The sequence below is a fragment of the Citrobacter sp. CK180 genome, from assembly GCF_030333655.1.
Taxonomy (GTDB): domain Bacteria; phylum Pseudomonadota; class Gammaproteobacteria; order Enterobacterales; family Enterobacteriaceae; genus Citrobacter_B; species Citrobacter_B koseri.
The window spans coordinates 28326-49225 of sequence record NZ_JAOWFM010000054.1; the positions used below are offsets into that span (position 1 = coordinate 28326).

The window sequence follows — 20900 nt, forward strand, 5'->3', positions numbered from 1 at the left end:
ACCGGGATCTAACGAAACGGCATAACGGGCGTCATGTGTCCGTTATGCCGGGCGGGCGGCGGTGCGCTACCCGCCAGCCACTGAGGAAAATCGTGAAGCGGCATAGGTCTTGCGAACAGAAATCCCTGCAACGCCTGAACGCCGTGTCCCCGCAAATATTGCGCCTGCTCTCGCGTTTCAACGCCTTCCGCTACCAGTTCAATATTCAGTCTTTGCCCCAGCGCGATGATGATATCGGTCACCGTGGAGTTCACCGCATCAGTACCGATCGCCGCGGTAAATGATTTGTCGATCTTCAGCACGTCCGGGCGCAATTTCTCCAGCCATGACAGCGAGCTGTTGCCGGTGCCAAAGTCATCAATGGCGAGCTTCACCCCTTTGCGGTGGAGTTCACGCATCAGCCGATAATCGACGTCCAGTAAGGCGTCCCGTTCCGTCAGCTCAAGCACAAGTTGCTGAACAGGATGGGCGCTGAACCAGTAATGATTGAGATCTTTTAATAGCATGCCATGACGAAAATGGCTGGCCGCAACGTTGATGCCGATATGGAACTGGCTGTTCATCGGGAAGAAATGCCGCTGCCGAATGGTTTCCGCAATGACATAGCGGGTAAGGGGGGCGATCAGGTTGTGTTCTTCAGCGATAGGGATAAAAACATCGGGAGAAATCCATCCCTGTCGCGGGTTATTCCAGCGCAGCAGGATCTCAACCCCCACGCATTGCTGCGTACGGGCATTTAACAGCGGCTGGCAAAACAGTTCAAATTCACGGGCGGCAAGGGCGAGATTGATCTCCCATGAAAAACTCATTCTGCTGGCCGTTGCCAGCCAGGCAAGATATCCCACCAGTAAACTCAGCATCACCGCCAGCGGCAGCTGCGTCGGCAGATGGCGTAGCGCCAGCTCGCCAGCGCCGGGCCCCGTCACGCTGATGGTGAAGGGGAAGTGCTGGGATGCGCGCTGATAACGTTTTTCACCGTTCAGGGCGGGTAGCGCCTCCACCACCCCCTGACCATAGAGTAAGTGGCGGTTGCCGACCGTCAGGCTTGCGCTGGCGATCTGCGGCTGTTGCGGTTCAAGCAGCATCATCGCCAGAAGATCAATATTGACGATCTCAAAGAGCCCGTTTTTGCCATCAGGCGATGACGGATACCACTGAATCAGAATCGGGCTGTCTTTGAGCAGGGACTGATCGGTAGACAGCAGCAACAGGTTATTCGGCGCGGGCAGATCGGGTTGTAGCTGGTGAATCGGCACGTCGCGTGAGCCAAAGATACTGGAGCAGTAGAGAATACCGTTCTGAACCAGACCAATGGAACGCACGGTTTGCAGTCTGGCGACCTGCTTACGCAAGGGAAAATGCGCGGCCGGGCAGGGTTGTCCTACCAGGGGCAGCAGGAGATTGCGCCCTGCCTGTAGAGGGCGGAGCACTTCATCCAGCGTCTCTACGGCGTGAGCGGCGAACGTTTCGGTGCGATGCTGATTTATATTTCGCTCCGAAATAAATCGGACACTCAATGTGAGGATAAGCGTGATCAGCGCACAGACCGTGCAGACGATGAAACGATTGCGGCGATAATTTTTAATGATCCGTTGTGCTGTTTGCATGCGGGCCGCCTGATAAGCCGTTGGTCACAAAAGCCAATTGCAACACAGCAAGTGTAGTGGGGAAATTTACCGCAGACGAGATTGATGAGAAAAATTCGCCCATCAGTGGGAGATGGGCGAAGTGGCAGGCTATGTTTTGTTAATCACACTGGACTTTAATCGCCAGTCCGCCGCGTGATGTTTCGCGGTATTTCGCGTTCATGTCCTTGCCGGTTTCGTACATGGTCTCAATGACTTTATCCAGCGAGACGCGCGGGGCGCTGGTACGGCGCATTGCCATACGCGCTGCGTTGATCGCTTTTACCGAAGCAATCGCGTTACGCTCGATACACGGCACCTGAACCTGACCGGCAACCGGGTCACAGGTCAGCCCCAGGTTGTGCTCCATGCCGATTTCAGCGGCGACGCACACCTGCTCCGGGCTGGCCCCAAGCAGCTCTGCCAGTCCTGCCGCCGCCATTGAGCAGGCGACGCCGACTTCTCCCTGGCAGCCGACTTCGGCGCCGGAAATCGAGGCGTTCATTTTGTACAGCGCGCCGATAGCGCCAGCGGCCAGGAAGTAACGGGTGTAGATATCCGGGCTGACGGGTTCAATGAAGTGGTCATAGTAAGCCAGCACCGCAGGCACGATCCCGCAAGCGCCGTTGGTCGGCGCCGTAACGACACGCCCGCCCGCGGCGTTTTCTTCGTTTACCGCCAGCGCAAACATATTGACCCAGTCAATGACGTTCATCGGGTCGCTGGACAGTTTATCGCTGGAAACCAGCATGCGACGCAGTGCGGAAGCACGACGCGGAACGCGCAGCGGCCCCGGCAGAACCCCTTCGGTATTCATCCCGCGATCGATACACGCCTGCATGGTCTGCCAGACGTTGGCGAAATACTCTTCGATTTCCTTTTTGCTGTGCAGCGCCAGTTCGTTCTGCATCACCATCCCGGAGAGCGACAGACCGGTGCTGTTGCAATATTCCAGCATTTCGGTCGCCGATTTAAACGGATAAGGGACGCTGACCTCATTGGCTGCGTCCTGACCAAAATGCTCTTCATCGACAATAAAGCCGCCGCCGATGGAATAATACGTTTTGCTATAAATGACGGTTTCGCCATTGTACGCGTGGATCTGCATTCCATTTTCATGCAATGGCAGGTTGCCATTGTGAAAACGCATCCCGTTATCCTGGGGAAAATCCACTTCGTGCTGGCCCTGCGCCAGTAACAGGCGACCGCGCGCTTCAACGTCGCGAATAAAACCAGGGATGCTGTCAATATCCACAGTGGCAGGTTCGTTACCCGCCAGACCCATAATAATGGCGATATCGGTGTGGTGACCTTTACCCGTGAGCGACAGTGAACCATACACGTCGACGGCGACACGAGTAACGCTATCCAGTAATCCTTTTTCGACCAGGTCATCGACGAACTGTTTACCCGCCTTCATAGGCCCTACAGTATGGGAGGATGAGGGACCAATCCCCACCTTAAACATGTCGAATAGACTAATCACGATAATACTCCTGACAGGGTGACCGGGCTTCCCGGTTACGATGTAATAACTGCGCATAGTGTAAGAGGGAACGCGGCGATCGGCTTAACTATTCACATGAATTAAACTAATGGATAACCACGTATTTACTAATGTTGGGACGGGAATCTCAAGTTGTGTTCTGCGCGTGTAAAGATAAGTATAGTCAGGGTCTCACGCCAATTTGCAGCGCCAGCTCACGAATTATTCCGGCGGTCATTCCCCAGACGAAATAATGCTCATACCACGAAAGCCATACGCGATGTGAATCGCCGCGTCGATAAATATCCAGCGGATGATAACGCCCCAGACGCAGAGCCTCTGAAAGCGGCATCTCAAAAACAGAGGCCACCTCATCTTCGCTGGCGTGATAATGCAGATTCGGGGGAATAATGCCGACCACCGGCGTAACCTGAAAACCCGTGACGCTGTCTACGGGCGGCAGCACGCCAATCACTTCAACGGATTCCGGCGGGATCGCCACCTCTTCCTGCGCTTCACGCAGCGCAGCGGCAATCAGCGACGCATCGCTGCTGTCAACGGCGCCGCCGGGGAACGCGACCTGACCGGCGTGTTTGCGCAGACGCGCTGAACGCTGAGTCAGCAATAGACCCGGCCGGGCGCGGCGAACCACCGGGATCAGCACGGCAGCCTGACGATGGTTTAACGTCTCACCATTTACCTGCGGGCGCAAAAGTTGAAAGCGCGATAAAAAATCATCAAGGGTCAGGCTGCTGTTTTCCACGATTCAGTTCTCCAGTTGCTGCAAAATTCGATTCACTTTATCAAACGTCTCCTGATATTCCGCGTCCTCCTGGCTGTCCGCTACGATGCCGCCGCCCGCAGAGCAATAGAGATGCCCGTCTACAGCGGTAAGCGTGCGGATCGTGATGCTGGTGTCCATGTTGCCGCAAAAACTCAGGTAGCCGATGCTGCCGCACCAGGCGTTGCGTCTGTGCGGCTCCAGCGCGTCAATGATCTCCATCGCCCGGACTTTTGGCGCGCCGGTAATCGAACCGCCAGGAAAAGCGGCGCGCAGCAGATCGGTGGCATGTAAATTATCGGGCAAACGGGCGGTAATGGTACTGACAAGATGATGTACCGCCGGGAAGGGTTCAACCACAAACAGCTCGGGAACCTTGACCGACCCCGGAACGGCAACGCGGCCGACGTCGTTACGCATCAAATCGACAATCATCAGGTTTTCTGCGCGGTCTTTTGCCGACATCGCGAGCGTTAGCGCCTGCTGGCGATCCGCCTGCGGGTCGTCCAGACGGGGAAGGGTGCCTTTGATTGGGCGAGTCTGAATGTGACCCTCTTCGGACTGAATAAAGCGCTCGGGAGAAAGGCTCAGAATCGCACCGTCCTCCAGGCGCAAAAACGCGCTGAACGGGGCGCGGTTAGCGTGATTAAGCCGCACGAAGGCCAGCCATTCATCTCCCTGATAGTCAGCCTGAAAACGCTGGGCGAGGTTAACCTGATAACAGTCGCCGCTGTGCAGCCAGTCCTGCACCTGGCGGAATTTTTCACCATACTGCGCGCGGGTCATGTTTGATTGCCATGCGGAGGTCAACGCGAAGGGCTTTCGCACCGGCGTCTGCTGGCGCGCCAGCCACTCAAGGCGAGCGTGAACATCGGTATGGCTCAGCAGAGAGACGGTCTGTCTGCGATGATCGACGATTAAGGCCCAGTCGTAAATGCCGATCGCCATATCCGGCAGGGTGATATCGCGCTGTGCGAGCGTGGGCAGGGATTCAAAACGGCGGCCAAGGTCGTAACCTAACAGCCCCAGCGCGCCGCCCTGAAACGGCAGATTGGGGTCATATGGCGGCTGGATGCCCGCAGACGCCAGCGCCGCCTGCAACACGGTCATGGGATCGTCGGCGGTCGTGGTCGTGCCATGCTTATCGCGCACGCGGGTCTCTTCGCCGTGTGTCGACAGCGTTGCCACGGGGTCGGCCACCAGAATATCAAAACGATTATGCGGATGTTCAGCATGGCCGGAATGCAGCAGCATGGCCCAGGGCTGATGGCTCAGCGGGGCAAAATAGTACTCGGCGGCGTCCGGGCGCCACGGTAAAATAATAACAGCGGGTGATAATGTCTTCATCGGTCCTGGTCTACTGGCTATGTGCCGGGTAGCATGAAATAATTAGCGCAGACAATTTAGCAGGAGTTAACAATGTTTGCAGGTTTACCTTCACTCAGCCACGAGCAGCAACAAAAAGCGGTAGAGCGCATTCAGGAACTGATGTCGCAAGGAATGAGCAGCGGACAGGCAATCGCGCAGGTGGCGGATGAACTGCGCGCCACCCATACCGGCGAGCGGATCGTGGCGCGTTTTGAGGATGAGGACGAATAACGTCGCGTTACACTGCGGCGATAATCTTGATCTCAACTCTGTATTTCGGGTTCATCAGCCCGGCTTGCACCGTGCAGCGTACCGGCGCGTGACCGGCAACGACCCACGCGTCCCAGGCTTTGTTCATGGCGGCAAAATCGCTTTTATCGGCCAGGAAAATAGTGGCATCAAGAATACGTGACTTACGGGTGCCCTGTTTTTCCAGCACCGCATCAATTTGCGCCAGCGTGTTGGCGGTCTGTTCAAACGCATCGGCGTCGAGGTTTTCCGGCACACCGGTGTAATAAAGCGTGTTGTTATGGATTACTACATCAGACCAACGATCTTCGGCATCAATACGTATGATAGTCATAAATCATTCCTCGTTAACTTTCCGTTCGACGCGGCAAGACTGCCATAATGTTGCGTTGCCGTCACCTCTTCAACTGGCGTAAGCGACGGCGTCCTGACATAATCCCTGTTCAAATCAACAGGGGGTAGTGTGACGGACGATTTTGCAGCAGACGGTCAGTTGGCTAAAGCGATACCGGGATTTAAACCGCGCGAACCACAGCGGCAGATGGCCGTTGCCGTCACGCATGCTATTGAAAAATCACAACCGCTTGTTGTCGAAGCCGGGACGGGGACAGGCAAAACCTATGCCTACCTCGCGCCGGCGTTACGCGCCGGAAAAAAAGTGATCATCTCGACGGGATCGAAAGCGTTGCAGGATCAGCTCTACAGTCGCGATCTTCCCACCGTCTCAAACGCCCTCAAATTCAGCGGTAAACTGGCGCTGTTGAAAGGGCGCTCTAACTATCTTTGTCTGGAACGTCTCGAACAGCAAGCGCTGGCGGGCGGCGATTTGCCGGTACAAATTTTAAGCGATGTGATTTTGCTGCGTTCGTGGTCGAATCAGACCGAAGACGGCGACATCAGTACCTGCGTCAGCGTAGCGGAAGACTCGCAGGCGTGGCCACTGGTCACCAGCACCAATGACAACTGTCTGGGCAGCGACTGCCCGCTGTATAAAGACTGTTTTGTGGTTAAAGCGCGTAAAAAGGCGATGGACGCCGATGTGGTTGTCGTCAACCACCATCTTTTCCTCGCGGATATGGTGGTCAAAGAGAGTGGGTTTGGCGAACTGATCCCGGAGGCGGAGGTGATGATCTTCGATGAGGCCCACCAGCTTCCTGATATCGCCAGCCAGTATTTCGGCCAGTCGCTCTCCAGCCGACAGCTTCTCGACCTGGCGAAAGATTTTACCATCGCCTACCGCACGGAATTGAAAGATACCCAGCAGTTGCAGAAATGCGCCGACCGACTGGCGCAGAGTGCGCAGGATTTTCGCCTGCAACTGGGCGAGCCGGGCTATCGCGGAAATTTACGTGAGCTGCTGGCCGACCCACGGGTACAGCGCGCGCTATTGCTGCTCGACGATACGCTTGAGCTTTGCTACGACGTGGCAAAACTGTCTCTGGGGCGTTCCGCATTGCTGGATGCCGCTTTCGAGCGTGCGACCTTGTATCGCGCGCGGCTGAAACGCTTAAAAGAGATCAACCAGCCAGGGTACAGCTACTGGTACGAATGCACGTCGCGCCATTTCACGCTGGCGCTCACTCCGCTTACGGTCGCGGATAAATTCAAAGAGGTGATGGCGCAGAAACCCGGCAGCTGGATTTTTACCTCTGCCACGTTGTCGGTGAACGACGATCTCCATCACTTTACGTCGCGGCTGGGCATTGAACAGGCCGAATCGATGCTGTTGCCCAGTCCGTTCGACTATACCCGCCAGGCGCTGTTGTGCGTGCCGCGTAACCTGCCGCAGACCAACCAGCCGGGCTCTGCCCGACAGCTGGCGGCAATGTTAAGACCGATCATCGAAGCCAACAATGGCCGCTGCTTTATGCTGTGTACGTCGCATGCCATGATGCGCGATCTGGCGGAACAGTTCCGCGCCACCATGACGCTGCCCGTCCTGTTGCAGGGCGAAACCAGCAAAGGTCAACTGCTGCAACAGTTCGTCAGCGCCGGTAATGCGCTACTGGTCGCAACCAGCAGCTTCTGGGAAGGGGTGGATGTGCGCGGCGATACGCTGTCGCTGGTGATTATCGATAAATTACCTTTTACCTCTCCTGACGATCCCTTGCTGAAAGCGCGGATGGAGGATTGTCGTCTGCGCGGCGGCGATCCGTTTGATGAAGTGCAGCTACCCGACGCGGTCATCACGCTGAAACAAGGGGTGGGGCGTCTGATTCGCGATTCCGACGATCGTGGGGTGTTGGTGATTTGTGATAACCGGCTGGTGATGCGACCGTATGGCGCCACCTTCCTGGCGAGCCTGCCGCCCACGCCGCGCACCCGGGACATCGCCCGCGCCGTCAGATTTCTCGCCATACCAACGGCCGAGTAATTTGTTACGGAGTATGGTAAGATGCGCGCCATTTTATTGATTTAAGCACGAAGACCCATGCGAATTCTGGCTATCGATACCGCCACAGAAGCGTGTTCCGTTGCCCTGTGGAATGACGGTAATATCAACGCTCATTTTGAGCTTTGCCCACGAGAACATACCCAACGTATTTTGCCGATGGTGCAGGATATCCTGGCCGCCAACAGCATTACGCTTACCGATATCGACGCGCTGGCGTTTGGTCGCGGCCCCGGCAGTTTTACCGGCGTGCGTATTGGCATTGGCATTGCGCAGGGGCTGGCGCTGGGCGCGAACCTGCCGATGACTGGCGTTTCAACGCTGGCGACAATGGCGCAGGGCGCCTGGCGTAAAAGCGGCGCGACGCGCGTGCTGGCGGCGATTGACGCACGTATGGGTGAAGTCTACTGGGCGGAATACCAGCGTGATGAAAATGGCGTCTGGCACGGGGAAGAGACCGAGGCCGTGTTAAATCCCAGGCTGGTTAGCGAACGGTTGAAGCAGCTTTCCGGGGAGTGGGCTACTGTTGGCACAGGCTGGCCTGCATGGCCTGATCTGGGTAAAGACAGCGGTCTGGCTTTGCGCGATGGCGACGTTCTGCTTCCGGCGGCGGAGGATATGCTGCCTCTCGCCAGTCAGATGCTGGCAGCGGGGAAAACCGTCGCGGTTGAACAGGCCGAACCGGTTTATTTACGTAACAACGTCGCGTGGAAGAAACTTCCGGGCAAAGAATGAATCTCAGTATTATCACCCTGAATAATTTGAACGTAGCTGTTACACACAGGTAGTTTGAAGTATGACGAGAATATGTGCTGAGAAAAAAGGAGTCGCACTATGGCGGTTCAACAACAGGTAATGAAAGGAATTCTGGCGGGAGTGGTCGCGTTAACGTTGAGTGGCTGCGTTACCGTCCCGGATGCCATCAAAGGTTCCAGTCCCACGCCGCAGCAGGATCTGGTGCGGGTTATGAATGCGCCGCAGCTGTACGTCGGCCAGGAAGCGCGTTTTGGCGGTAAAGTGGTGGATGTGCAAAACCAGCAGGGAAAAACGCGGCTGGAAATCGCCAGCGTGCCGCTTGATAACGGCGCGCGTCCGATCCTCGGTGAGGCTTCGCGAGGGCGGATTTATGCCGACGTGAACGGCTTCCTTGACCCGGTAGACTTCCGTGGGCAACTGGTGACGGTCGTCGGGCCGATTACCGGCACGGTGGACGGTAAGGTCGGCAGTACGCCGTATAAGTTTATGCTGATGCAGGCAACGGGCTATAAACGCTGGCACCTTACTCAGCAGATCGTCATGCCGCCACAGCCGATCGATCCCTGGTTCTACGGTGGACGAGGCTGGCCGTACGGCTATGGCGGTTGGGGATGGTATAACCCAGGCCCCGCACAGGTTCAAACGATCGTAACTGAATAACCCCTTGTTTTATCAGTAAAAGAAACAGCGGCTGGTCCGCTGTTTCTGCATTAATACGGACATAAGAAAAATAAATAGTGACGCGCTTCGCAACCTTTTCGTTGAGTGATTAATAAACTGGTACGCTGAGTTAATATTATGTTAATGACTTGTTTATTAACTGGGGTTGCGATGACGACGAACACTCATTTTAGAGGTGATGCTTTGAAGAAGGTTTGGCTTAACCGATATCCCGCTGATGTCCCGGCGGAGATCAATCCTGACCGTTATCAATCCCTGGTTGAATTATTTGAACATGCCGTCGTGCGTTACGCCGACCAGCCTGCGTTCGTCAATATGGGGGAGGTGATGACCTTCCGCAAACTGGAAGAGCGCAGCCGGGCATTCGCGGCCTATTTGCAGGAAGGACTGGGCCTCAAAAAAGGCGACCGCGTCGCGCTAATGATGCCGAATCTGCTGCAATACCCGGTCGCGCTGTTTGGTATTTTGCGCGCCGGGATGATCGTCGTGAATGTCAACCCGCTGTATACGCCGCGTGAGCTTGAGCATCAGCTCAATGACAGCGGAGCGGCGGCTATCGTGATCGTCTCTAACTTTGCCCACACGCTGGAAAAAGTGGTCGATAAAACGTCCGTACAGCACGTAATTCTGACGCGCATGGGCGACCAGCTTTCTACCGCGAAAGGTACGCTGGTTAACTTTGTCGTGAAATACATTAAGCGTCTGGTGCCGAAATATCACCTGCCGGATGCGATCTCTTTTCGCCGCGCGCTACACGCAGGTTATCGGATGCAGTACGTGAAGCCTGAGCTGGTCACCGACGATCTGGCGTTCCTGCAATACACGGGCGGTACAACCGGCGTAGCGAAAGGCGCGATGCTGACGCACCGCAACATGCTGGCAAACCTGGAGCAGGTAAAAGGCACCTACGGGCCGTTGCTGCATGAGGGGAAAGAGCTGGTGGTGACGGCGTTGCCGCTGTATCACATTTTTGCGTTGACCATGAACTGCCTGCTGTTTATTGAACTGGGCGGGCAAAACCTGCTCATCACTAACCCGCGCGACATTCCGGGCATGGTGAAAGAGCTGGCGAAATATCCGTTTACCGCGATGACCGGCGTTAACACCCTGTTTAACGCCTTGCTGAACAACAAAGAATTCCAGCAACTGGACTTCTCTACGCTGCACCTTTCTGCTGGCGGCGGTATGCCGGTACAGCATGCGGTTGCAGAACGTTGGGTGAAACTGACCGGACAATATTTGCTTGAAGGCTACGGTCTGACCGAGTGCGCGCCGTTGGTCAGCGTGAACCCGCATGATATCGATTATCACAGCGGCAGTATCGGGCTGCCCGTTCCCTCTACCGATGTAAAACTGGTGGATGACGAGGGCAACGAGGTGCCGACAGGCGAGCCTGGCGAGCTGTGCGTGAAGGGGCCGCAGGTGATGCTGGGATACTGGCAGCGCCCGGACGCGACGGATGAAATCGTCAAAGACGGCTGGCTTTACACGGGGGATATCGCGGTGATTGATGACGAAGGGTTCTTGCGCATCGTCGATCGCAAAAAAGATATGATTCTGGTTTCCGGCTTTAACGTCTATCCTAATGAAATTGAAGACGTGGTGATGCAGCATCCAGGCGTTCAGGAAGTGGCGGCAGTCGGCGTACCTTCGGGCAGCAGCGGTGAAAGCGTGAAAATCTTTGTCGTGAAGAAAGACCCGGCGTTGACCGACGAGGCATTGATTACCTTCTGTCGTCGCCAGTTGACGGGGTATAAAGTGCCGAAGCTGGTGGAGTTTCGCGACGAACTGCCTAAATCGAACGTCGGAAAAATTTTACGACGAGAATTACGTGACGAAGCGCGTGGCAAAGTAGACAATAAAGCCTGAGCTTTAAGCAAGTCGCCAGACGCCGGTTAAGCCGGCGTTTTTTTTGGCGCAAACTAAAGAGAATATGATTTGAATTACCAAATGATCACTACGGACGACGCGCTGGCGACGTTATGTGAAGCGGTTCGGGCATTTCCGGCGATTGCCCTTGATACGGAGTTTGTCCGTACGCGCACCTATTACCCGCAACTTGGGCTTATCCAGCTGTTTGATGGCGAGCATGTCGCCCTGATTGATCCTCACGGCATTACCGACTGGTCGCCTCTGCGCGCCGTGTTGCGTGATACCGCGATAACCAAATTTTTGCATGCGGGCAGCGAAGATCTGGAGGTTTTTCTCAACACCTTCGGAGAACTGCCGCAACCGCTGATCGACACGCAGATCCTTGCCGCATTTTGCGGCCGCCCCTTGTCCTGGGGTTTTGCCGCGATGGTGGAGGAGTTTACGGGCGTCGCGCTGGATAAAAGCGAGTCCCGTACCGACTGGCTGGCAAGACCGTTAACCGAACGTCAGTGCGAGTATGCGGCGGCGGACGTCTGGTATTTGTTACCGATCACCAAAAAACTGATGGTCGAAACCGAAGCATCCGGCTGGCTGCCTGCGGCGCTGGATGAATGCCGTCTGATGCAGCAGCGTCGTCAGGAAATTCTGGCACCGGAAGAGGCCTGGCGTGACATCACCAATGCGTGGCAGTTGCGTACCCGTCAACTGGCCTGCCTGCAACTGTTGGCCGACTGGCGACTGCGCAAGGCGCGTGAGCGCGATCTGGCGGTCAACTTTGTGGTGCGCGAAGAGCACCTGTGGGCGGTGGCGCGTTATATGCCGGGGAGTCTGGGCGAACTGGACAGCCTGGGGCTTTCTGGCAGCGAAATTCGTTTTCACGGTAAGACGCTGATCGCGTTAGTGGAGAAGGCGCAGGCGCTGCCGGAAGAGACGCTGCCGGAGCCCTTGCTGAACCTGATGGATATGCCAGGCTATCGCAAGGCGTTTAAAGCCATCAAAGCGCTGGTGGCAGATGTTAGCGCGACGCACAACGTCAGTGCGGAATTGCTGGCGTCGCGTCGGCAAATCAACCAGTTGCTTAACTGGCACTGGAAGTTAAAACCGCAGGCCACGCAGCCGGAACTTATCTCCGGCTGGCGTGCGGAACTGATGGCGGAAAAACTGCGGAATCTGTTGCAGGAATATCCGCTGTAATACGGATGATGGCCGCTACCCGGCCGCTCCGTCATTAGCGCAGCGCCTGACAGATCGCCTCCGCCATCTGCCGGGTGGAGGCGGTGCCTTTCAGATCCGGTGTTTTCGGGCCGTTGGCGATAACCTGCTCAATGGCCGCGAGAATACCGTCATGTGCCTCCCGGTAGCGCGTATCGCCATTGCCGAGGAAATCCAGCATCATGGCGCCCGCCCAGATGGTGGCAACAGGGTTGGCGATATTCTTGCCGTATATATCCGGCGCAGAGCCGTGTACCGGTTCAAACAGCGACGGGAATGTGCGTTCCGGGTTCAGGTTTGCGGAAGGCGCAATGCCGATGGTGCCGGTACAGGCCGGGCCAAGATCGGACAGAATATCGCCAAACAGATTTGAGGCGACAACCACGTCAAAGCGCTCCGGCTGCATGACAAAGCGGGCGCACAGAATGTCGATATGCTGCTTATCCCAACGAATCTCCGGGTAGTGCTGCGCCATGGCTTCAACGCGTTCATCCCAGAAAGGCATACTGATGGCCAGGCCGTTGGATTTGGTGGCGGACGTCAGCGTTTTGCGCGGTCGGCTTTGCGCCAGCTCAAAGGCGTAGCGCAGAATGCGATCCACTCCGCGCCGGGTAAATACCGACTCCTGAATCACCACTTCGTGCTCGGTTCCGGCATTGACGCGCCCGCCCAGCGAGGAGTATTCCCCTTCGGTGTTCTCGCGCACGACGTAGAAATCAATATCTCCCGCTTTTTTTCCGGCCAGCGGGCAGGGAACGCCGGGAAACAGACGTACCGGACGCAGGTTAACGTACTGGTCAAATTCGCGACGGAATTTCAGCAGCGATCCCCACAATGAAACATGGTCCGGGACGGTATCCGGCCAGCCGACGGCGCCGAAATAGATCGCATCAAATGATTTTAGCTGCGCATGCCAGTCGTCAGGCATCATCGTACCGTGATGTGCATAATATTCGCAGCTGGCCCACTCAATCGGCTCAAAGCTGAGCGAGAGATCCCAGCGTTCAGCGGCGGTCTGCAATACGCGAATACCTTCAGGCAGGACTTCTTTACCAATACCGTCTCCGGGAATAGCGGCAATACGACAGGTTTTCTTCATACCAGCTCTCACTTATCAGCAGTCAAAATTGACTTACCCCTTATCCTATAATTGACTGATTGAGAGTTAATCCTTCCAACTGGTGAAACATAAAACACAGATCATGAATAATCTGCCTCTCCTGAATGATTTACGCGTCTTTATGCGGGTTGCCCGGCGTGCGGGTTTTAGCGCGGTTGCGGAAGAGCTGGGCGTTTCGCCGGCGTTTATCAGCAAACGGGTGGCGTTGCTGGAGCAGACGCTGAACGTGGTGCTGCTCCACCGAACGACCCGGCGGGTGACGATCACGGAAGAGGGCGAGCGTATTTACGAATGGGCGCAGCGCATTTTGCAGGATGTGGATCAGATGATGGATGAGCTGTCTGACGTGCGGCAAGTCCCACAAGGTATGCTGCGTATTATCAGCAGTTTTGGCTTCGGTCGGCGGATTGTTGCGCCCGCGCTGTCGGCGCTGGCGAAGCAGTATCCACAGCTGGAGTTGCGGTTTGACGTTGAGGACAGGCTGGTAGATCTGGTGAATGAAGGGGTCGATCTTGATATTCGTATTGGTGATGAGATTGCCTCTAATTTAATCGCGCATAAGCTTGGAACCAATTACCGCATTTTATGCGCATCACCGGCGTTTCTGGCGCAGCACGGCACGCCGAAGCAGCTCAGCGATCTGGCAGCCTTTCCGCGTCTGGTGATTAAAGAGCGTGACCATCCCTTTGGCGTCTGGCAGTTACGCACAAAAGAACGGGAATATTCGATCAAAGTGACAGGGTCACTGTCCTCCAACCACGGTGAGATTGTGCATCAATGGTGTCTGGACGGGCAGGGCATTGCGTTGCGGTCGTGGTGGGATGTCTGCGATAACATTGCCAGCGGCCATCTTGTGCAGGTTCTGCCGGAATATTATCAGCCTGCCAATATCTGGGCGGTCTCTGCTTCCCGTCTTTCCTCGTCGGCAAAAATTCGCATTACGGTTGAATTTCTGCGCCGCTATTTTCAGGAGCGTTACCCGAAGTTCAGCCTGGAATAAGCACCGCCGCGTTACTGTTTATGGCACAGCAGCAAATAAAAGGCAGAATACTCTGCCTTTTTATCGCGTTGCGTTATCCGAAAAGAGATTATCTGGACTCTTCGGCTTCCGGTAATGTCACGTTAAGCTCGAGAATTGAAATATCGCCGTCTTTTTGCTCAAGCTGTACGGTGACCATTTCTGGATCAATTTGCACATACTTGCAGATGACTTCGAGAATATCTTTTCTCAACTGCGGTAAATAATGCGGCTCGGCGTCGCTGCGACGGCGCTCCGCAACAATGATTTGCAGTCGCTCTTTAGCGATGTTGGCTGTACTCTTTTTCCGCGAGAGAAAAAAATCCAGTAATGCCATAACTTATCCTCCGAACAGGCGTTTGAGGAAACCTTTCTTCTCTTCTTCAATGAAGCGGAAAGGACGTTCTTCTCCCAACAGACGTTCTACGGTATCTGCATAGGCTTTACCCGCATCAGCAGTGATGTCGAGAATAACCGGCTCTCCCTGGTTGGATGCGCGCAGGACTGACTGATCTTCCGGGATAACCCCCACGAGTTTGATGCGCAGGATTTCCAGCACGTCTTCCATACTGAGCATATCGCCTCTGTTAACGCGGCCTGGGTTGTAACGCGTCAGCAGCAGATGCTCTTTAATCGGGTCTTCGCCGTTTTCAGCACGACGAGATTTTGACGCCAGAATGCCCAGAATACGGTCAGAGTCACGTACTGAGGAGACTTCCGGGTTCGTGGTGATAATCGCTTCATCGGCAAAATAGAGCGCCATCAGCGCGCCGGTTTCAATGCCCGCCGGAGAGTCGCAGACGATAAAGTCGAAATCCATTGTCTTCAGGTCATCGAGAACTTTTGCTACGCCCTCACGGGTTAGCGCGTCTTTATCGCGGGTTTGCGATGCCGGAAGAATAAAGAGATTCTCAGTGCGCTTATCTTTGATTAACGCCTGGTTTAGCGTCGCATCGCCCTGAATCACGTTCACAAAATCGTAAACGACACGACGCTCACATCCCATGATCAGGTCGAGGTTACGCAGACCGATATCGAAATCGATAACGACAGTTTTCTTTCCCTTCTGGGCCAAACCAGTAGCGATGGCCGCGCTGGAGGTGGTCTTGCCAACGCCCCCTTTACCCGAAGTAACTACAATAATGCGTGCCATAGAAATTCCTTGTTAAAAAGGGATCAATTCAACGGTTGAACTGCCAAAGCGTTATCTGCTAACCGCAGACGCGCCGCTTTGCCATAAAATTCTGCCGGGATTTTATCACTCAGCCAATAAACACCTGCGATAGACACCAGTTCTGCCGTCAGATGGGTACAAAAAATTTGCGCTTCCCGATCGCCGCTGGCGCCTGCCAGCGCGCGGCCCCGCATCATGCCATAAACGTGGATATTACCGTCTGCGATTAACTCTGCGCCAGCGCTGACGTGACTTGTAACAATTAGATCACATTGTGGAGCATAAATGCGCTGACCGGAACGAACCGGTACGTCAATTAATCGCGTTTTTGTGATGGGGGTAACATTTTGCGGCGGCGCGCTCGGTGCCGGGGCTTCGACCGGGGCGGAACGAGCGACTTTCTCTTTACCTTCAGTCAGTAAAGGAAGACCCATCTCGTCAATTTCCGCTTTTAGCGCCGCGTCTTTGCAGCCGCTAACGCCGATAATACGCAGACCGGTAGACGTCACCACCTCTTGCAGCGCAGGCCAGTTTACTGGACTTTCAAGGCCGCTGACGTTAATGACCACGGGAGCATGTTTTAAAAAAGCAGGTGCCTGAGCGATTTTGTCTTCCAACGCCTGACGAATAACCTTGGGTTCAGCTTCGTGCAAATGAACCACTGATAAGGTGAAGCTACTGCCTTTAAGCTCGATTGGCGTGTTTGACATCCTGGCCTTACTCAATTTGCTATTTATCATCCCCAATGCGGGGCGATATTCCGAAGACTAGAAGGCATGTTATAGTCAGTATTATATTGAGGCAAGTCACCATCCCGTTAATTCAGAGTAAAAGTATGTTTTGTGTGATCTATCGAAGTAGCAAACGCGACCAGACCTATTTATACGTCGAAAAAAAAGACGATTTCTCACGGGTTCCTGAAGATCTGATGAAGGGATTCGGGCAGCCAACGCTGGCAATGATTCTGCCGTTGGATGGGCGTAAGAAATTAGTGAATGCCGACCTGGAGAAAGTAAAACAAGCGTTAACCGACCAGGGGTATTATTTACAACTGCCGCCACCGCCGGAAGATTTACTCAAACAACATCTTTCTGCGCCGGGCGAAAATAAACCAGACGCTAAAAGTTAAACTGTATCCGGCAACGTGAATGCCCTGCCGATGCAGTTCCTGAAATCCACGATTACGTTAGGGGAAAATAATGTATCAACATCACAACTGGCAAGGTGCTCTGCTTGATTACCCGGTAAGTAAAGTGGTTTGTGTAGGCAGTAACTACGCAAAGCATATTAAGGAGATGGGTAGCGCAACGCCGGATGAACCCGTTCTTTTTATTAAACCAGAAACGGCGCTGTGCGATCTGCGCCAGCCGCTGGCGATTCCGACGAACATGGGCGCCGTTCACCATGAAGTCGAACTGGCGATATTGATTGGCTCAACTCTGCGCCAGGCGACGGAAGACCATGTCCGCAAGGCGATTGCCGGTTATGGCGTGGCGCTCGATCTGACGCTGCGGGATATTCAGGGCAAAATGAAAAAAGCCGGTCAGCCCTGGGAAAAAGCAAAAGGGTTTGATAATTCCTGCCCGCTGTCAGGTTTTATTCCGGTTTCGGAGTTTCATGGCGATCCGCAAAATACCGCGCTCGGGTTGAAAGTGAACGGCGAAATCCGTCAGCAAGGCTCGACGGCGGAGATGATCCACCACATCGTGCCGCTCGTCGCCTACATGAGCCGTTTCTTCACGCTCAAAGCGGGAGACGTGATCCTGACCGGCACACCGGAAGGCGTTGGCCCGTTGCAAAGCGGCGACGAGCTGGAAGTCAGTTTTAACGGTCAAACGCTGACGACGCGCGTCCTGTAATCTCTGCTTGCCGCCTTTTCGGTCGGCAAAACTTGCATCAGCGTGCCAGACTGGTTATAAGGTGCAGCTTTACAGCAATGGCGGATACCCTGATGAGCGACATACCTTTCTGGCAAAGTAAAACCCTGGATGACATGACCGATGCCGAGTGGGAGTCGTTGTGTGATGGATGCGGCCAGTGTTGCCTGCACAAACTGATGGATGAAGACACCGACGAAATCTATTTCACCAACGTGGCGTGTCGCCAGTTGAATATCAAAACCTGCCAGTGTCGTAACTATGAACGTCGGTTCGAGTACGAGCCAGACTGCATTAAACTCACCCGCGATAATCTGCCAACCTTTGAATGGTTGCCGATGACCTGCGCCTATCGCTTGTTAGCGGAAGGAAAGGGGCTGCCGGGCTGGCATCCGTTGTTGACCGGGTCGAAAGCGGCGATGCACGGCGAGCGTATTTCTGTGCGCCATATTGCGGTGAAAGAATCTGAAGTGCGGGACTGGCAGGATCACATCTTAAACAAACCTTCATGGGCGGACTGAACCGCCCATTGTTCAGCAAGCGTTAATTACGCTTTTTTCGCCTGATACATTTCATCGCCGTGGTTGTCGTCTTCAACCCAGAAATTGATATTGAATTGCGCATCGTCGCTTAATTCGATGCGGTGCCAGTATTGCGGCGGGCTGGTCGCAAACTGACCGGCGTTAATGACCACTTTGAGTTCAGGTTCTTTGGCATCTTCGTTAGCGAAACCGTAGTAAGTGACTGTGCCTTCCATCACGCAGAGTTGCCCAAAGACACCCGCAGCGGTGTTATGGTGGGAGAGCAGTGCGGCTGGCACATTCTCTTTGGTGAAGAAGGGAGTGGAACGTTTAATTTTCCAGTTTGCCGGGATGCGTAAATGGGACATAAGGCGTCTCCTTGTGGGGGCATCTATAAGATGTATTTAATATACATTTTATAGATGCCCGGAAGCAACGCCGTCAGGCGAAAAAAAACGCTCCCGAAGGAGCGTTCTGTTATCGACTAAAGAGATCGCGTCTTTTCGGCTTAAACGGTTGAGCAATCAACACCAGGATCGCGATCGCCAGATATGCCGCAAAAATCCCCAACAGCCACTGCGGCATCTCCAGGGTTAAAAACGACCACTGACGCTCGGCGCAGTCGCCGGAAGCCAGGAATACCTGCGGCAGCCATTTATCCAGCGGCAGCCACGTCGGGAAGCGCGCAGCAAAATCACAGGTCATGAACGGCGAAGGATGAAGCTGGATCATCGTGTGTTCATAAGCCAACTGCAACCCGCGCCAGGCGCTGTAAATCCAGATCGCTATCGCCACATAACGCAGCGGCGTTTTAGGGGCGACAGCGCCAACCAGACCCGCGCCCATCACGCCGAATAACGCACTACGTTCGTAAATACATAGCACGCAAGGTTTGAGCAGCATGACGTGCTGGAACCACAGCGCTACCATTTCGAGCGCAAAGGCAGTTAACGCCATCAGTAACCACGCGCCCCGACCCCGTGAGCACTGGTTTAAAAATCGCAACATAATTATTTCCCTGCAACATGCGTAGACACCGCAGTGTAAACCAATTCAATTTATGCGCCAGTAGTGGGAAATGAAATAAAGTATAATCGGATAATTATCATGCAAAAAGTCAAACCGGGCAGTGATTTGCCCGGTTTGATGTTATGAGAATGTAGCTAACCAGCCAGATTGCGTCATCCACTCCGTGATGGGGGTGAGGGTAAACTCGACGCAGAGTAAACCAACGAGGGTGAGCACCAGCGTGTATGGCAACGCCATCCAGACCATACGGCCATAAGAAAGACGAATCAGCGGCGCCAGCGCAGAGGTGAGCAGGAACAAAAATGCCGCCTGGCCGTTTGGCGTCGCTACGGACGGCAAATTGGTGCCGGTGTTGATCGCCACCGCCAGCAGTTCGTACTGTTTCATGCTGATTGCGCCGCTTTCCATAGCCGCTTTGGCCTCATTGATGTAAATCGTCCCGACGAACACGTTATCGGAAATGGACGACAGCAGGCCATTGAAGAGGTAGAACAGCGTTAACTGCGCATGTTCGGAAGCCTGTAAAACGAACTGGATGATCGGGGCGAAAAGATGCTGATCGATAATGACCGCCACGATGGAGAAGAAAACCGTCAACAGCGCGGTAAACGGCAAGGACTCAGTAAATGCTTTGCCAATCGCGTGTTCATCGGTGACGCCGGTGAGTGACGTGGCCAGAATAATGACCGACAGACCAATCAAGCCCACTTCCGCCAGATGCAGCGCCAGCGCCGTCACCAGCCAGACGCCGATAATCGCCTGTACAAACAGATTGAGTTTGTCCTGGCGTGTACGACGTTGACGGCTTTGATCGTCGAACTCCTGCAAAATATGACGCACTTTCTCCGGCAGCGTTTCACCATAGCCAAACCAGCGCAGTTTCTCGACCAGCACGCAGGTGAGCAGCCCGCAAATTAGCACCGGAACCGTCACCGGCGACATGCGCAGGAAGAAATCGCCGAAATGCCAGCCCGCCGCTTTGGCGATAATCAGGTTCTGCGGTTCACCGACCATCGTCATGACGCCGCCCAGCGCGGTGCCTACGCCCGCATGCATCATCAGGCTGCGCAAGAAACCGCGAAACTGTTCCAGCACCGCTTTACTGTTCTGGTCGAGGTGGTCGTCATCCTGGAGATCGTTCTCTTCGCCGCGCGCAGAGGCGACGCGATGATAAATGCCATAAAAGCCGACCGCGACGCTGATGACCACCGCGACAACGGTCAGGGCATCAAGGAAAGCGGACAGGAAGGCGGCAGCCATACAAAATGCGAGCGACAGCAGCATCTTGGAACGAATGCTAAGCAGCAGGCGGGTAAAAATGAACAGCAGCAACTGCTTCATAAAGTAGATGCCTGCGACCATGAACATCAGCAGCAGCAGCACTTCGAGGTTGGCGGCAACCTCTTCACGCACATGCGCTGCGCTGGTCATCCCAATGATGACCGCTTCAATCGCCAGTAATCCGCCGGGCAGCAGGGGATAGCACTTCAGCGCCATCGCCAGCGTGAAAATAAATTCAGCGACCAGCAGCCAGCCCGCTACAAATGGGTTGATGAAGAAAATCAGTGGATTAGCAATTAAAAAAGCGATTAATGCAAGTTTATACCAGTCAGGCGACTGGCCCAGAAAGTTGCGCCAGAATGCGCGACCCCAGGAGAGCTCCATGGCAGTTTCCCTTACCTGTAAATGTGAGAATCATGTTTTTATGTTTAGGCGCAAAGCTTAGCGGCCAGGGTAAA

At 54.7% G+C, this 20900-nt stretch carries 22 protein-coding genes; 10 read left to right on the top strand and 12 right to left on the bottom strand.

All coding sequences use genetic code 11. From position 1 onward, the window contains the following. Positions 1 to 8 precede the first annotated feature (8 nt). From pdeD to pabB, 4 genes are all read right to left on the bottom strand, one after another. Positions 9 to 1607 carry a cyclic di-3',5'-guanosine monophosphate phosphodiesterase PdeD gene (gene pdeD, locus OGV50_RS16970; RefSeq protein ID WP_200090702.1) on the bottom strand — a complete coding sequence of 533 codons (1599 nt, stop codon included), beginning with the start codon at positions 1605 to 1607 and terminating at the stop codon, positions 9 to 11. A 139-nt stretch (positions 1608 to 1746) separates the two neighbouring features. Further along, positions 1747 to 3111: an L-serine ammonia-lyase gene (gene sdaA / locus OGV50_RS16975; protein ID WP_024130267.1), complete on the bottom strand. Its 1365-nt coding sequence runs from the start codon at positions 3109 to 3111 to the stop codon at positions 1747 to 1749. 184 nt (positions 3112 to 3295) lie between these two features. Then, positions 3296 to 3874 carry a CoA pyrophosphatase gene (locus tag OGV50_RS16980; protein WP_047463238.1) on the bottom strand — a complete coding sequence of 193 codons (579 nt, stop codon included), beginning with the start codon at positions 3872 to 3874 and terminating at the stop codon, positions 3296 to 3298. Between the two features lie 3 nt (positions 3875 to 3877). After that, on the bottom strand, positions 3878 to 5239 hold the full coding sequence (gene pabB / locus OGV50_RS16985; RefSeq protein ID WP_200090701.1) for an aminodeoxychorismate synthase component 1: 1362 nt from the start codon (positions 5237 to 5239) through the stop codon (positions 3878 to 3880). Between the two features lie 72 nt (positions 5240 to 5311). Here pabB and OGV50_RS16990 point away from each other — a divergent pair, with 72 nt between their 5' ends. After that, positions 5312 to 5491 (top strand): YoaH family protein, encoded by a 180-nt coding sequence (locus tag OGV50_RS16990; protein ID WP_012132063.1) that lies wholly within the window; start codon positions 5312 to 5314, stop codon positions 5489 to 5491. Positions 5492 to 5498: 7 nt separating this feature from the next. On the opposite strand, the gene OGV50_RS16995 is transcribed toward OGV50_RS16990, so the two are convergent. Continuing rightward, positions 5499 to 5843, bottom strand: coding sequence for a RidA family protein (locus OGV50_RS16995; RefSeq protein WP_200090700.1), 345 nt, complete (start codon positions 5841 to 5843; stop codon positions 5499 to 5501). 129 nt (positions 5844 to 5972) lie between these two features. Here OGV50_RS16995 and yoaA point away from each other — a divergent pair, with 129 nt between their 5' ends. From yoaA to rnd, 5 genes are all read left to right on the top strand, one after another. After that, positions 5973 to 7883 carry a DNA repair helicase YoaA gene (gene yoaA / locus OGV50_RS17000; protein ID WP_286488646.1) on the top strand — a complete coding sequence of 637 codons (1911 nt, stop codon included), beginning with the start codon at positions 5973 to 5975 and terminating at the stop codon, positions 7881 to 7883. Positions 7884 to 7940: 57 nt separating this feature from the next. Further along, a complete protein-coding gene (gene tsaB, locus OGV50_RS17005) occupies positions 7941 to 8636 on the top strand; it encodes a tRNA (adenosine(37)-N6)-threonylcarbamoyltransferase complex dimerization subunit type 1 TsaB (RefSeq protein WP_012132067.1) in 696 nt (231 codons plus the stop codon). Positions 8637 to 8735: 99 nt separating this feature from the next. Then, the gene (locus OGV50_RS17010; RefSeq protein ID WP_047463245.1) at positions 8736 to 9317 is read left to right on the top strand and encodes a Slp family lipoprotein; all 582 of its coding nucleotides are present in this window, start codon (positions 8736 to 8738) and stop codon (positions 9315 to 9317) included. 204 nt (positions 9318 to 9521) lie between these two features. Then, positions 9522 to 11207 (top strand): long-chain-fatty-acid--CoA ligase FadD, encoded by a 1686-nt coding sequence (gene fadD / locus OGV50_RS17015; RefSeq protein ID WP_024130268.1) that lies wholly within the window; start codon positions 9522 to 9524, stop codon positions 11205 to 11207. A gap of 69 nt (positions 11208 to 11276) precedes the next feature. Beyond that, complete coding sequence (gene rnd, locus OGV50_RS17020) at positions 11277 to 12404, top strand: ribonuclease D (RefSeq protein ID WP_077956910.1); 1128 nt, start codon at positions 11277 to 11279, stop codon at positions 12402 to 12404. A gap of 34 nt (positions 12405 to 12438) precedes the next feature. On the opposite strand, the gene OGV50_RS17025 is transcribed toward rnd, so the two are convergent. Then, entirely contained in the window at positions 12439 to 13521 is a 1083-nt protein-coding gene (locus OGV50_RS17025; protein ID WP_199975959.1) for a tartrate dehydrogenase, read from the bottom strand. A 103-nt stretch (positions 13522 to 13624) separates the two neighbouring features. Here OGV50_RS17025 and OGV50_RS17030 point away from each other — a divergent pair, with 103 nt between their 5' ends. Continuing rightward, entirely contained in the window at positions 13625 to 14542 is a 918-nt protein-coding gene (locus OGV50_RS17030) for a LysR substrate-binding domain-containing protein (RefSeq protein ID WP_200090698.1), read from the top strand. Between the two features lie 88 nt (positions 14543 to 14630). On the opposite strand, the gene minE is transcribed toward OGV50_RS17030, so the two are convergent. The 3 genes from minE to minC are packed head-to-tail and all read right to left on the bottom strand — an operon-like array spanning position 14631 to position 16444. Next, positions 14631 to 14897: a cell division topological specificity factor MinE gene (gene minE, locus OGV50_RS17035; protein WP_003859937.1), complete on the bottom strand. Its 267-nt coding sequence runs from the start codon at positions 14895 to 14897 to the stop codon at positions 14631 to 14633. Between the two features lie 3 nt (positions 14898 to 14900). Further along, complete coding sequence (gene minD / locus OGV50_RS17040) at positions 14901 to 15713, bottom strand: septum site-determining protein MinD (protein ID WP_047463261.1); 813 nt, start codon at positions 15711 to 15713, stop codon at positions 14901 to 14903. 23 nt (positions 15714 to 15736) lie between these two features. Next, positions 15737 to 16444 (bottom strand): septum site-determining protein MinC, encoded by a 708-nt coding sequence (gene minC / locus OGV50_RS17045; protein WP_047463264.1) that lies wholly within the window; start codon positions 16442 to 16444, stop codon positions 15737 to 15739. A gap of 125 nt (positions 16445 to 16569) precedes the next feature. Here minC and OGV50_RS17050 point away from each other — a divergent pair, with 125 nt between their 5' ends. The 3 genes from OGV50_RS17050 to ycgN all read left to right on the top strand — a co-directional run bounded on the left by OGV50_RS17050 (position 16570) and on the right by ycgN (position 18132). After that, positions 16570 to 16863 carry a YcgL domain-containing protein gene (locus OGV50_RS17050; RefSeq protein WP_024130270.1) on the top strand — a complete coding sequence of 98 codons (294 nt, stop codon included), beginning with the start codon at positions 16570 to 16572 and terminating at the stop codon, positions 16861 to 16863. Between the two features lie 70 nt (positions 16864 to 16933). Further along, positions 16934 to 17593: a fumarylacetoacetate hydrolase family protein gene (locus OGV50_RS17055; protein ID WP_200090697.1), complete on the top strand. Its 660-nt coding sequence runs from the start codon at positions 16934 to 16936 to the stop codon at positions 17591 to 17593. 92 nt (positions 17594 to 17685) lie between these two features. Beyond that, on the top strand, positions 17686 to 18132 hold the full coding sequence (gene ycgN, locus OGV50_RS17060) for a cysteine cluster protein YcgN (protein WP_047464034.1): 447 nt from the start codon (positions 17686 to 17688) through the stop codon (positions 18130 to 18132). 26 nt (positions 18133 to 18158) lie between these two features. On the opposite strand, the gene OGV50_RS17065 is transcribed toward ycgN, so the two are convergent. The 3 genes from OGV50_RS17065 to nhaB all read right to left on the bottom strand — a co-directional run bounded on the left by OGV50_RS17065 (position 18159) and on the right by nhaB (position 20826). Beyond that, a complete protein-coding gene (locus OGV50_RS17065) occupies positions 18159 to 18500 on the bottom strand; it encodes a TehB family protein (protein WP_047463267.1) in 342 nt (113 codons plus the stop codon). Between the two features lie 109 nt (positions 18501 to 18609). Further along, on the bottom strand, positions 18610 to 19140 hold the full coding sequence (gene dsbB / locus OGV50_RS17070) for a disulfide bond formation protein DsbB (protein WP_024130271.1): 531 nt from the start codon (positions 19138 to 19140) through the stop codon (positions 18610 to 18612). A 141-nt stretch (positions 19141 to 19281) separates the two neighbouring features. Continuing rightward, positions 19282 to 20826: a Na(+)/H(+) antiporter NhaB gene (gene nhaB, locus OGV50_RS17075; protein ID WP_114847803.1), complete on the bottom strand. Its 1545-nt coding sequence runs from the start codon at positions 20824 to 20826 to the stop codon at positions 19282 to 19284. Positions 20827 to 20900: the final 74 nt, after the last annotated feature.